The 13,465-nt window shown below is 35.2% G+C and carries 12 protein-coding genes; 8 read left to right on the top strand and 4 right to left on the bottom strand.

Features of this window, described 5'->3' with window-relative positions; translation table 11 throughout:
• The first annotated feature begins 5 nt into the window (after positions 1 to 5).
• From gyrA to G7081_RS02160, 7 genes are all read left to right on the top strand, one after another.
• Positions 6 to 2,501: a DNA gyrase subunit A gene (gyrA, locus tag G7081_RS02190; RefSeq protein WP_166007034.1), complete on the top strand. Its 2,496-nt coding sequence runs from the start codon at positions 6 to 8 to the stop codon at positions 2,499 to 2,501.
• 130 nt (positions 2,502 to 2,631) lie between these two features.
• A complete protein-coding gene (gene rpsF, locus G7081_RS02185; RefSeq protein ID WP_166007032.1) occupies positions 2,632 to 2,931 on the top strand; it encodes a 30S ribosomal protein S6 in 300 nt (99 codons plus the stop codon).
• A gap of 42 nt (positions 2,932 to 2,973) precedes the next feature.
• Positions 2,974 to 3,495 carry a single-stranded DNA-binding protein gene (ssb, locus tag G7081_RS02180; protein ID WP_166007030.1) on the top strand — a complete coding sequence of 174 codons (522 nt, stop codon included), beginning with the start codon at positions 2,974 to 2,976 and terminating at the stop codon, positions 3,493 to 3,495.
• Between the two features lie 21 nt (positions 3,496 to 3,516).
• Complete coding sequence (gene rpsR, locus G7081_RS02175; protein ID WP_166007028.1) at positions 3,517 to 3,762, top strand: 30S ribosomal protein S18; 246 nt, start codon at positions 3,517 to 3,519, stop codon at positions 3,760 to 3,762.
• 151 nt (positions 3,763 to 3,913) lie between these two features.
• Positions 3,914 to 4,366 carry a 50S ribosomal protein L9 gene (gene rplI, locus G7081_RS02170; RefSeq protein ID WP_166007026.1) on the top strand — a complete coding sequence of 151 codons (453 nt, stop codon included), beginning with the start codon at positions 3,914 to 3,916 and terminating at the stop codon, positions 4,364 to 4,366.
• A 30-nt stretch (positions 4,367 to 4,396) separates the two neighbouring features.
• Positions 4,397 to 5,761 (top strand): replicative DNA helicase, encoded by a 1,365-nt coding sequence (gene dnaB, locus G7081_RS02165; protein ID WP_166007024.1) that lies wholly within the window; start codon positions 4,397 to 4,399, stop codon positions 5,759 to 5,761.
• A 123-nt stretch (positions 5,762 to 5,884) separates the two neighbouring features.
• Complete coding sequence (locus tag G7081_RS02160) at positions 5,885 to 7,177, top strand: adenylosuccinate synthase (RefSeq protein WP_166007022.1); 1,293 nt, start codon at positions 5,885 to 5,887, stop codon at positions 7,175 to 7,177.
• A 37-nt stretch (positions 7,178 to 7,214) separates the two neighbouring features.
• Here the strand turns inward: G7081_RS02160 and G7081_RS02155 are convergent, their stop codons facing one another.
• Positions 7,215 to 8,843 (bottom strand): ABC-F family ATP-binding cassette domain-containing protein, encoded by a 1,629-nt coding sequence (locus G7081_RS02155; RefSeq protein ID WP_166007019.1) that lies wholly within the window; start codon positions 8,841 to 8,843, stop codon positions 7,215 to 7,217.
• 144 nt (positions 8,844 to 8,987) lie between these two features.
• Between G7081_RS02155 and yidA the strand changes: the two genes are divergently transcribed.
• Entirely contained in the window at positions 8,988 to 9,794 is an 807-nt protein-coding gene (gene yidA / locus G7081_RS02150; protein ID WP_166007017.1) for a sugar-phosphatase, read from the top strand.
• A gap of 25 nt (positions 9,795 to 9,819) precedes the next feature.
• On the opposite strand, the gene G7081_RS02145 is transcribed toward yidA, so the two are convergent.
• The 3 genes from G7081_RS02145 to G7081_RS02135 form a co-directional block, all read right to left on the bottom strand.
• Positions 9,820 to 10,803 carry a polyprenyl synthetase family protein gene (locus G7081_RS02145; RefSeq protein WP_166007015.1) on the bottom strand — a complete coding sequence of 328 codons (984 nt, stop codon included), beginning with the start codon at positions 10,801 to 10,803 and terminating at the stop codon, positions 9,820 to 9,822.
• Positions 10,804 to 10,841: 38 nt separating this feature from the next.
• Positions 10,842 to 11,372, bottom strand: coding sequence for a Gx transporter family protein (locus tag G7081_RS02140; protein WP_166007013.1), 531 nt, complete (start codon positions 11,370 to 11,372; stop codon positions 10,842 to 10,844).
• Between the two features lie 99 nt (positions 11,373 to 11,471).
• Entirely contained in the window at positions 11,472 to 13,391 is a 1,920-nt protein-coding gene (locus tag G7081_RS02135; RefSeq protein ID WP_166007011.1) for an NAD(P)/FAD-dependent oxidoreductase, read from the bottom strand.
• Positions 13,392 to 13,465: the final 74 nt, after the last annotated feature.

The following is a 13,465-nucleotide window of genomic DNA, read 5'->3' as shown; positions in this document are numbered from 1 at the left end:
CATTCATGTCTGAGGAATTAAATAAAAATGTAAAAGACGTTGATTTAACCAATGAAATGCAAGACTCATTTATAGACTATGCAATGAGTGTTATTGTCTCACGTGCCTTGCCTGATGTTAGAGATGGTTTAAAACCCGTTCATCGTCGTATTTTATACGGAATGAACGATCTTGGCGTGACGCCAGATAAACCACATAAAAAATCAGCTCGTATTGTTGGTGATGTCATGGGTAAATATCACCCACATGGTGATAGTGCGATTTATGAATCAATGGTTCGTATGGCACAACCATTTAGTTATCGCCAAATGTTAGTTGATGGTCATGGTAACTTTGGTTCTGTTGATGGTGACGGAGCAGCTGCTATGCGTTATACAGAAGCAAGAATGAGTAAAATAGCATTAGAAATGTTACGTGATATAAATAAAGATACAGTTGATTTTGGTTTTAACTATGATGAAACAGAAAAAGAACCGTTAGTATTACCAGCAAGATTTCCTAACTTACTAGTAAATGGTACAACAGGGATTGCTGTTGGGATGGCAACAAACATTCCACCACATAATCTGGGAGAAGTTATTGAAGCAACTAAGTTATTGATGGATAACCCAGAAGTTACAACAATGGAGTTAATGGAAGCTTTACCAGGACCAGATTTCCCAACTGGCGGATTAGTCATGGGTAAATCAGGTATCCGTAAAGCCTATGAAACAGGTAAAGGTTCTATCACTGTTCGTGCTAAAGTTGATATTGAAGAAATGAAAAACGGTAAGGAAAGAATTATCGTTACTGAATTACCTTATATGGTCAATAAAGCAAAATTAATTGAAAGAATTGCTGAATTAGGAAGAGAAAAACGTGTTGAAGGTATGACTGATTTACGTGATGAGTCTTCACGTGAAGGTATGCGTATCGTGATTGAAGTCCGTCGAGATGTGAGTGCTTCAGTTATTTTGAACAACTTATATAAAATGACTGCGTTACAAACATCGTTTGGCTTCAATATGTTAGCAATTGTTGATGGCGAACCTAAAATTTTAAGCCTAAAATCAATTCTTAGTCACTATATAGCTCACCAAGAAGAAGTGATTAGACGTCGTACAGAATTCGATAAGAATAAGGCTGAAGCTCGTGCTCATATCCTAGAAGGGTTGCGAATTGCTTTAGATCACATTGATGAAATCATTAAATTAATTCGTTCATCTGAATCTGATGATGTTGCGAAAGCTGGATTAATGGATAAATTTGAATTATCTGATCGTCAAGCACAAGCTATCTTAGATATGCGTCTTCGTCGTTTAACAGGTCTAGAACGAGATAAAATTGAAAAAGAATATCAAGAATTACTTGAATTGATTGCTGACTTAAAAGATATTCTTGCAAATCATCATCGTGTTGTTGAAATTATCAAAACAGAATTACAAGAAGTAGAAGATAAATTTAACGATCCAAGACGAACTGAATTATTAGTAGGTGAAGTTTTAAGCCTAGAAGATGAAGATTTAATTGAAGAAGAAGATATTGTTATTACCTTAACGCACAATGGGTACATTAAACGTGTTGCGAACACAGAATTTAGAGCGCAAAAACGTGGTGGACGTGGTGTTCAAGGTATGGGTATGCATGATGATGACTTTGTTGAGAACTTAGTTTCATGCTCAACTCATGATAATTTATTATTCTTTACTAATAATGGTAAAGTTTATCAAGCTAAGGGATATGAAATTCCTGAATATAGCCGTACAGCAAAAGGTATTCCTATTATTAACTTACTAGGTATTGACTCATCGGAAAGAATTGAAGCTATTATTAGTGTGGATGGCAAAGCTGAAGACGATAACTACCTATTCTTTACAACTAGAAAAGGAATCGTTAAACGGACAACAACTAAAGCGTTTGCGAATATTAGAAGTAATGGTTTGATTGCTATTGGCTTACGTGAAGACGATGAGTTAATTAACGTATGTGTAACGGATGGCTCTAAAAATATTATTATCGGTACACACTTAGGTTATTCTGTAACCTTCTCTGAAACAGCCGTTCGAGATATGGGTAGAACAGCAACTGGTGTACGTGGTGTCAAATTGCGTGACGATGATTTTGTTGTTGGTATGTCAATATTAGGGGCAGAAGATGAAGTTCTTATTATTACAGAAAATGGTTATGGTAAACGGACTTCCGCAGCCGAATACCCAGTTAAGGGTCGTGGTGGTAAAGGAATTAAAACAGCTAACATCACAGATAAAAATGGTCCGTTAGCAGGACTTACAACTGTAAACGGAGAAGAAGATATTCTTTTAGTTACTAATAAAGGTGTTATTATTCGTTTTAATGTGGATTCTGTTTCTCAAACAGGTCGAGCAACTCAAGGGGTTCGTTTAATTAGATTAGAGAGCGGTGCTAATGTTTCAACTATGGCTAAAGTCGAACCTGAAGAAAAAGATGATGACTCTGAAGTAAAAGAATCAACAAATGATTCTAATGAAGAAAAATCAGAATAGATTAGTCTAAAAATATATTGCTTTCATTTTAAAATAAGAGTATAATAGCAAGATGTGAGTGGTCTATTTAGAACACTCTCCTTGCTCTACATATGTGAGAGCCTAAAGTCCATAAGGAGGTGAAATATCAATGAACAAATCAACGAATTACGAAATCATGTACATTATTCGTCCGAACATTGATGAAGAAGCTAAAACTACATTAGTTGCTCGTTTTGATGCTATTTTAAAAGACAACGGTGTTGAAGTTTTAGAATCAAAAGATTGGGAAAAACGTCGCTTAGCGTACGAAATTAAAGATAACCGTGAAGGTATCTACCACATCGTGAAAGTTTCTTCAACAAATGCTGATGGTATCAATGAATTTGATCGTTTAGCTAAAATCAATGATGACATCTTACGTCACATGATCGTTAAAGAAGAAAACTAAAATGTTTCACATGAAACATTTTTCTGAGAGGAGATGAAGATAATGATTAACAATGTTGTACTTGTCGGTCGATTAACAAAAGATCCTGACTTAAGATACACACCAAGTGGTGCAGCGGTTGCGAGATTCAGTTTAGCTGTCAATCGTAGTTTTAAAAACCAAAATGGTGATTATGATGCTGATTTTATTAACTGTGTTATTTGGAGACAATCTGCTGAGGCTTTAGCGAATTTCACTAGAAAAGGTTCGTTAATTGGTGTTACAGGTCGTATTCAAACAGGCAGTTATGAAAAAGATGGTCAAAGAGTGTATACAACAGAAGTTGTAGCTGAAAACTTCCAAATGTTAGAATCAAAAAATGCTAATCAACAAAGAACCCAAGGGACTCCTTCAGATACTGGTTCAAACCAAACTCAAGGATATCAACAACAAAACAATCAAGGGTTTTCTCAAAACCCATCGACATCATCCAACCAAAATGATATGCCACAATTTACACGTGAAGCTGATCCATTTGGATCGGCATCTCAAATTGACATATCTGATGATGATTTACCATTCTAAAATCGAACAGGAGGCAAAACGATGGCTCAACAAAGAAGAGGCGGCGGCAGAAAAAGACGTAAAGTTTGTTATTTCTGTTCAAACCACGTAGATCACGTAGATTATAAAGAAACTGATTTATTAAAAGCTAAATTCATTTCTGAAAGAGGTAAAATTTTACCTCGCCGTGTTACAGGTACTTGTGCTAAACACCAACGTACATTAACAGTGGCAATCAAACGTGCACGTATTATGGCTTTATTACCTTTCGTAGGTGAAGAACAATAATATATTTAAACGATATCGAGATTTCTCGATATCGTTTTTTTGTTTCACGTGAAACAATCGTATAAAGATATGCTATATCAGTTATAGAAAGAGGTACTTTGTGTTAAAATATATAGAGATAGTATACAAGTAAAGGGAGTGGACATTGTCTATGAAAGTTATCTTCGTAAAAGATTTAAAAGGCCAAGGTAAAAAAGGTGATATTAAAGAAGTTGCTGTTGGTTATGGACAAAATTTTTTGATAAAAAACGGTTACGCTAAAGAAGCAACAGCTAGTGCAGTTAGCGAATTGAAGGGTCAGAAAAAAGCTGAACAAAAAGCTGAAGATATTGTTAAGAGGGAAGCAGAAAAACTAAAAGAAACCCTTGAAACAGAAGGCTTTGAAGTTGTGATTAAGGCTAAAGCTGGGGAAGACTCAAGGTTGTTTGGATCAGTTCCTTCAAAACAAGTTACAGATGCTTTGAAAAAACAACATGATATCAAAATAGATAAAAGAAAATTAGATTTACCAAATCCAATCCGCGTACTAGGTTATACGGATGTCAAAGTGAAACTACACTCTAAGGTTAACGCAACACTTAGGGTACATTTGATAAAAGAATAAATAGATAAATAAGTTTATAGGAGATAAATTATGAGTGAGGTTTTACAAGATAGAGTTCCGCCTCAAAATATTGAAGCAGAGCAAGCAGTTTTAGGATCAGTTTTACTTGATTCTGAATCGTTAGTTGAGGCAATGGAATATATACAGGCAAAGGATTTTTATAAACGTTCACATCAAACTATTTTTGATGCCATGATAAAGCTAAATGATAGCAGTGAAGCTATTGATGTTATCACGCTGAAGGATCGTTTAGAAAGCTTGAATTTACTAGAGGATATTGGCGGACTAGCCTATTTATCTGAATTAGCTATGATTGTGCCAACTGCAGCAAATGTGGTCCACTATGCGAAAATTGTTGAGCAGAAATCATTATTAAGAAACCTCATTCATGTTGCTACAGATATTGTCACAACAGGATTTGAACAAGGTGAAGAAGTAGGGACGATTCTAGATGAGGCGGAAAGAAGAATTCTTGAAGTTTCTGAAAAAAGAAATAGAAGTGGTTTTTTAGCTATTTCAGATGTTTTAAACAATACATTTGCGGAAATTGATCGTCTATCACAACAAGATGAAGAGATTACAGGCTTGCCAACTGGTTATCATGCACTAGATAAGATGACTGCTGGCTTGCAGCCAGAAGAACTTATCATTTTAGCAGCTCGTCCTGCCGTAGGTAAAACAGCATTTGCCTTGAATATTGCTCAAAATATTGGAACAAAAACTGATCAAGCAGTTGCAATATTTAGTTTAGAGATGGGTGCATCATCATTAGTAAATCGAATGTTATGTGCTGAGGGGACTATTGAAGCGAGTCATTTAAGAACGGGTCAATTAACTGAAGATGAATGGCAGAATTTAATAATGGCGATGGGCAGTTTATCCAAAGCTAATATCTTTATTGATGATACACCAGGTATCAAGATTACTGAAATTCGTGCTAAATGTCGTAAACTAGCTCAAGAACGCGGTGATTTAGGATTGATTTTAATCGATTACTTGCAGCTGATTGAAGGAACGGGTAAAGAAAATAGACAACAAGAAGTATCGGATATTTCTAGACAATTAAAAAAATTAGCTAAGGAATTGAAAGTACCAGTTATCGCTTTATCTCAATTGTCACGTGGAGTTGAGCAGAGACAAGATAAAAGACCAGTTTTAAGTGATATTCGTGAATCTGGTTCGATTGAACAAGATGCTGATATCGTTGCTTTCCTTTATCGTGATGATTATTATCGTGATGAAGAGGGAGACGATAGCGGTGAAGAAAAAGAAGATAATAATATTGTAGAAGTAATTATTGAAAAAAATAGAAGTGGCGCTCGAGGAACTGTTGAATTATTATTTATTAAAGAATATAACAAGTTTTCCTCTCTAGCTACTCGCCCAGAGTTTTAATGTTCGTGTTTTGCTAAAAAATCTTTATATTCGAAAGTTAACGTTCGAATTTGATTGATTTTTTAGTTTTTTTTTGGTAAAATTAGTAGTAAACTATCATAATGGAAAGAATGAGGTGTTCATATGTCATCAGTAGTAGTAGTAGGTACTCAATGGGGCGATGAAGGTAAAGGAAAAATTACCGATTTTTTAAGTGAAAGTGCAGAAGTTATTTCTCGTTATCAAGGTGGAGATAATGCTGGTCATACAATTAAATTCGATGGTGAAACATTTAAATTACAGTTAATTCCATCTGGTATTTTTTATAAAGATAAAATTAGTGTTATTGGAAATGGGGTTGTTGTTAACCCTAAATCATTAGTGACAGAGTTGAAATATCTACATGATAAAGGTATTACGACAGATAATTTACGAATTTCTGATCGCGCTCATGTTATCTTGCCATATCATATCCAATTAGATACATATCAAGAAGAATCAAAAGGCGATAACAAAATTGGTACGACTAATAAAGGGATTGGCCCAGCTTATATGGACAAAGCAGCACGTGTTGGTATTCGTATGGCAGATCTCATGGATAAAGATATTTTTGAAGCACGTTTACGCATCAATTTAGAAGAAAAAAATCGTATGTTTACTAAAATGTATGATGGTGAAGCACTTAATTTTGACGATATTTTTGAAGAATATTATGAATATGGTCAACAAATTAAACAATATGTTACTGATACTTCATACTTAGTTAATGAAGCTTTAGATAACAATAAAAATGTATTATTTGAAGGCGCTCAAGGTGTCATGCTTGATATCGACCACGGTACGTACCCTTTCGTCACATCATCTAATCCAATTGCTGGAGGAACAACAGTTGGTGGTGGTGTTGGTCCAGCAAAAATCAATAAAGTAATTGGTGTTTGTAAAGCTTATACGTCACGTGTAGGTGACGGTCCTTTCCCAACAGAACTATTTGATGAGGTTGGAGAACAAATCCGCACAATAGGAAGAGAGTTTGGTACAGTAACAGGTCGCCCACGTCGTGTGGGTTGGTTTGATGCAGTTGTTATGAATCACTCTAAACGGGTATCTGGTATTACTAATTTATCGCTTAACTCAATTGATGTTTTAAGTGGTTTAGAAACAGTAAAAATTTGTACAGCTTATGAATTAGATGGTAAAGAAATTAACCATTATCCAGCAAGCTTGAAAGAATTAGAACGTTGTAAACCAATTTTTGAAGAAATGCCTGGTTGGTCTGAAGATGTAACAGGATGTAAGACACTTGAAGAACTTCCTGAAACAGCTCGTCACTATATCAAACGCGTTTCTGAGCTTGTAGGAGTCCGTATTTCTACATTTTCTGTTGGTCCTGACAGAACGCAAACAAACGTCTTAGAAGACATTTGGGAGCAAATTTAAAGGATAAAAAAAGCACCCCTCAATTGAGGGGTGCTTTTTAATTTGTAAATAACTCTTTAACTCTGCTTTGAACTTCTTTATTATCAAGGAATTCATCGTAAGTTGTTTCAGCACGGTCGACTACACCTTTATCAGAAATCGCAACAATGCGGTTAGCGATTGTTTGAATAAACTGGTGATCATGTGATGTGAATAAAATAGAACCTTTAAATCCAATTAAGCCATCATTTAAAGCAGTGATTGATTCTAAGTCTAAGTGATTTGTTGGATCATCTAACACTAAAACATTTGCTTTAGATAACATCATTTTTGATAACATACAGCGAACTTTTTCGCCACCAGATAGAACATTAACAGGTTTCATAACTTCTTCACCTGAAAACAGCATTCTACCTAAGAAACTACGTAAGAAGGTATTATCGTCTTCGTCTTTACCAGCATATTGACGTAACCAATCAACAATCGGTTGTTCATTGCCATCAAATTCATCAGAATTATCTTTTGGTAAGTAAGCTTGAGAAGTCGTAACACCCCACTTAACAGAACCAGTATCTGGTTCCATCTCGCCCATAATAATTTTAAACAATACGGTTGTAACAATATCGTTATTTCCTAAGAAAGCAACTTTATCATCTTTATTTAAAGTAAATGAGATATTATCAAGTACTTTTTTACCATCAATTGTTTTTGAAACATTTTCAACCGTTAATAAATCGTTACCGATTTCACGTTCAGGGCTAAATCCTACGAAAGGATAGCGACGTGATGAGGGTTGAATATCATCAATCGTAATTTTTTCTAACATTTTTTTACGTGATGTCGCTTGTTTAGATTTTGATGCATTGGCACTAAATCTTGCAATAAAGTCTTGTAGTTCTTTAACTTTTTCTTCTTTTTTAGAATTTTGATCAGCTTGTAATTTAGAAGCTAATTGACTTGATTCTAACCAGAAATCGTAGTTACCAACATAAAGTTGAATTTTACCGAAGTCTAAATCTGCCATGTGAGTACAAACTTTGTTTAAGAAATGACGGTCATGGGATACGACAATAACGGTATTATCAAAGTTAATTAAAAACTCTTCTAACCAGGCAATTGATTGTGTATCTAAACCATTGGTTGGCTCATCTAATAGAAGAACGTCAGGTTTTCCAAAAAGTGCTTGAGCAAGTAAAACTTTAACTTTTTGTCCCGCTGATAATTCAGCCATTTTTAAGTCATGTAATTCATCAGGAATATTCAGACCTTGAAGCATCATAGCAGCTTCAGATTCAGCTTCCCAACCATTTAATTCAGCAAATTCGCCTTCAAGTTCAGCAGCTTTAATTCCATCTTCATCTGAAAAGTCAGGCTTCATATAGATAGCATCTTTTTCTTGCATAACTTCGTATAAACGTTTATGACCCATCATAACTGTGGCAATCACAGTCTCTTCTTCATAGTCAAAGTGGTTTTGTTTTAATGTTGCCAGACGTTCATCTGGTCCCATCGTTACAGATCCAGTAGTTGGTTCAATTGTGCCGTCTAGGACTTTAAGAAACGTTGACTTACCAGCACCATTTGCACCGATTAAACCATAACAGTTTCCGGGAGTAAATTTAATATTAACATCTTCAAATAATTTTCTATCAGAAAGTAATAAACTGACATTTGATACAGTAATCATAATATACCTCTATTCTTTTCTCGTTTTAATAGACCTCTTTGAATTATAACTAGGAATTTAAGTATTTACAAGGGCTATAACTATAAGACGTGATATAATAGTGAGGATAAAATGAATAGCTTATGATTCAAAGGAGAGAATGAGATGAATTTAAAATTAGTTGCGATTGATATTGATGGTACCTTACTTAATTCTAAAAAAGAAATAACAGATCGAACAAAAAAAACATTAGCAAAAGCTAAAGCAAATGGAATTAAGGTGGTCCTTTGTACCGGCCGTCCCTATGCAGGGGTTGAACCTTTACTTAAAGAACTTAATTTAGAAGAGGCAGGGGATTACGTTGCAACATATAATGGGTCTGTTGTCCAAAAAGCCGATACAAAAGAAGCAATTGCAGAGCTTGGTTTAAGTCATGATGATTATATCTCAATAGAGAGCATGGCTAGAAGAGTATCTGTGCCGGTTCATGCATTAGATAATGATAACATTTATACAGCGAACCAAAATATTAGTCCATATACGGTTCATGAATCAGTCTTGACGAGTTTACCGATTAAATATCGAACGACTGATCAAATGTCAGATAACATTTCTATTATTAAAATGATGATGATTGACCAGGAAGAAAAATTAGACTTGGCCATTTCGAAATTACCCAAAGAATTTTTAGCTGACTATACGTGTGTTAAGAGTGCCCCTTTCTATTATGAAATCTTAAATAAAAAAGCGGACAAAGGCTTTGCTCTAAAAGCGTTAGGGAAGCATTTAAATATTGATTTTAAAGATATGATGGCAATTGGTGACAATGAAAATGATTTGGCAATGATTGAGTTTGCTGGACTGGGTATCGCGATGGGAAATGCTGTTCCAAAATTGAAAGCTATTTCTGATGAAGAGACACTTTCAAATGATGAAGATGGTGTTGCAGCGATTATTGAAAAATATTTATAAAAAAAGACACGCAAACGCGTGTCTTTTATTGTGTTCTTTGTAATAAATATTCTGTTAAATCATATAGGGTTTTCGCCGTTTTAGGTTCTACTTTTTCTAAGGTTTTAATAGCGGCTAAAGCATTATTTGTGTAATCTTTAGCTACTTTTTTGGCTTTATCGACAGCCCCTTCTTGTTGCACAATTTGATAGACTTTTTCAGCATCCGCATCAGTCATATTCTCACGTTTATTTAACAGAGGTAAGAGCGCTGATCTGTTGCTTTGTAAGGCATAAAGTAGGGGTAAACTATAAACCCCTTGTTTCACGTCTTCTAAAACGGGCTTGCCAATAGTTGTGCTAGTTTGGGAATAATCAAGAATATCATCCATTATTTGGAAAGCCATTCCGATAGAGTGGCCAATTTTTTTACATTTATTAGAAAAAAGTAGAGAACAATCAGATTCATAGGCACCGACAAACGCACTAAGGGCGAATAATTCAGCCGTCTTACCTGAAATGTTTTCAAGGTAGTCATCAACCGTAACGTCAGTTTTATATCTTTTAGACATTTGACCTAATTCGCCAGATAGAATAGCATCCATACTTTTAGCGTTGTATTGAATACTTTTAAGCGAAGAGGCATAGTTAGCTAATAGCTTGAAACTAGAAACAAAAAGATAGTCACCTGCATAAACAGCAACATCTTTACCAAAGCGATGTTGTAATGTAGGGGTGCTTCTTCTCAGTTCTGCTTCATCAACAATATCATCATGAACCAACGTTGCTGTATGAAGTGATTCCATGGCAGCTGCCAATGCTGTAATTTTCTTTTTATCCGGTTTTCCGAATCTTGAAAAAAGAATAAGGTAGGCCGGGCGTAATAATTTACCGCCAGAAGAAATCATTTCAATGATAGCATCTTCGACATCTTGGTTAGAAATGCTAATTGATTTTTCCATTAAGTTTAAAGTTTTTTGTAGATCTTTAGATAAAGTTGGATAGTGTTTCCACAAATCATGAATTTTCATAAATAAACTCCCTTAAGGTTATCGTGCATAGTAGTATCTTATTTTGCTTCGTGTACTTTTTTAAAATATTGTAATGTTTTAACGTGTTCCATTAAATAATTAGCTGCGATTCCTACTGCAATTCCTGCTAAAATACCAATTATAGATAAGACTGGTAGGTAGAGCATAACGCTCCATGATCGGGCTATAAAACTTGCAGTGAATAATTGCCCAACATTATGTAGGAAACCACCAGCTGCACTGATACCAATAATACTTACGCGTTTTGGGCCAAGTTGTTTTATTAAAAGCATGCCTAAATAGCTTAATAATGCACCTGTCGCACTATACATCAAGGTTGATATTGTTCCACCTAATAATGTGGTTAAAACAAGGCGTAGACAAACAAGGAAAAAACTTTCTCGTTTAGTCATTGTGAAAAGAGAAATAATAGTAATCAGATTTGCTAAACCTAGTTTAGCACCAGGTGCAATTGCAAATGGGAAAGGAATCATGTTCTCAAGCAAACCAATAATAACCCCTTGGGCGACTAAAAGAGAAATATAGATTAATTTCTTATTCTTATTCAAAATTAGAGCCTCCTGTTTTATATTATTGATTTGATTGAAAAATGATAAAAAATAAAGTTCTAGGAAATATGCCCTAGAACTTTATCTAATAAAGAGGGCTTATTTTTCTTGCCCGTACATTGATTTAACGTCTCCGTACCACCATTTACCAAGTTTGCGTTGTAACCATGGCACAACCCATTTATCAAGACCGATAGATCTACCTGAACCATTCATTAAAGCGAAGGCAACAGGGATAAACCAGATGTTTACCCAGTAGAACATTCCTGATAAACAGAAAGCAGCAACTAAAGCGATAGTTGTAGCACTTGATAACCAAGTGAATAAACCAGCGATTAAAGCTAAAGCAATTAAGACTTCAAAAATAGTCATGAATTTTTGCATAAATAATGCAACTTCTTTATTTGGCATCATGAATTCCATCAATGATGAGAACCATTTTGGCATGTGATCAAAGACTAGCATTGGTTCTTCACCGTATGCATAGCTTAAACCAAATTGAGCAGCATCAGCAACTGCACCAGCATCAGTTCCAGCTGCGGCATCACCGGCAGCTGAAGCACCAGTTGCAGCATCAGCATCTTTCAACCATTCGAATGGGAAAGCAACTGTGTCTGAGAACCATGAACCTTCACCAAACCATGTAGATGGTTTCAAGTATTCGCCACCACCAACGACTTTCTTCATAGCTTCAACTAACCAAACTAATCCGTAGAAAATTCGTAATGGTACTGACCATAATACGTTACTGTTACGTGAAGAGTGACCATGAGTTACATTACGTTCGTCCTCGACGCGGAAGAATTCATGCATCATGTATTGGAAAGCGTAATATCCAGAGCGAATATCAAAGAAATATTTCAAGTTAACAATGTGTTTCATCGCGATTGCTAAGAAACCACTTAAATGGATTTTATCGAATAGACAAGCTACTCCATATTTAGATCCGATTGATACCATGAATCCTTGATAGTTACCTTTATAAGCTTCTTTTTCTTGACCATTAATTTCAGCTACAATATTTTTAGCAGCACAGTGACCTGTACCTTCAGCAGCTTGAACGATTTGAGGAGTAGGGGTATTTTCGAACTCTTCGTAATAAACTAAGTCTCCGACAACGTAAACACCTTTATCTTCAAAACCTTTAGCTTGCATAAACTCATTAGCAACTAAACGGTTAGCACGAGCAGATTCCATACCAAATTCTTTGGCATCGCTATTTGCTTGTACACCAGCAGTCCAGATTAATGTGTGTGTTGGAATCACATCGCCACTCTTAAGAGTGATAGTTTCTGAACCAACTTCAACGATTGCTGAACTCTTAATAATTTTAACGCCTTTTTTCTCTAAGTAACGTTCTGCTTTACCAGCATCGTTACGATCTAACATGTTTAAGATTGTTGGAGCAGCTTCAACAACTAATAGAGAAATTTCATCAGCTGAGATTTTGTTATCTTTAGCTAAACGAGCTTTCCAGTCAATTAATTCTCCGACCATCTCAATACCTGTGAATCCTGAACCACAAACAACAAAAGTTAACATTGCTTTACGTTTTTCAGCATCAGGTTCTAAAGCAGCTTTTTTCACAGTATCTTGGATGTGGTGACGTAATTTAATTGCGTCATCCATTGACCAAAGAGTGAAACCATTTTCTTTAACACCGGGAGTACCGAAGTCATTAGGCTCTCCACCCATACCTAGCATTACGTAATCAAATGGGTATTCACCATTTTCTGTAATTACTACTTTGTTTTCCTTGTCAATTGACGTTACGTTATCTGTAACCAATTTAACATTTTTACGTTTACAGAATAAACGTTGTAAATCATATTGAATTGCTGTTTCCTCAACACGACCACCAGCAACTTCGTGTAATTCTGTCATCATTGTTTGATATGTATGACGATCAATAAGTGTAATTTCTACGTCTGGATTTTTTTTAAGTTTCTTTGAAAGTGTTTTTGTTCCAAAGACACCAGCATATCCAGCACCGACTACGACGATTTTAGTCTTTGCCATAGTTTACCATCTCCTCTGTCTATTAAAATAATTGAATGAATAATTGCTTGAAAAAACTTACACAATCTACTATA

Source organism: Vagococcus coleopterorum (assembly GCF_011303955.1).
In the GTDB taxonomy this organism is placed as follows: Bacteria; Bacillota; Bacilli; order Lactobacillales; family Vagococcaceae; genus Vagococcus_D; species Vagococcus_D coleopterorum.
Note: the sequence above shows the minus strand (reverse complement) of the source record. Positions and strands in the feature narration are given on the sequence as shown.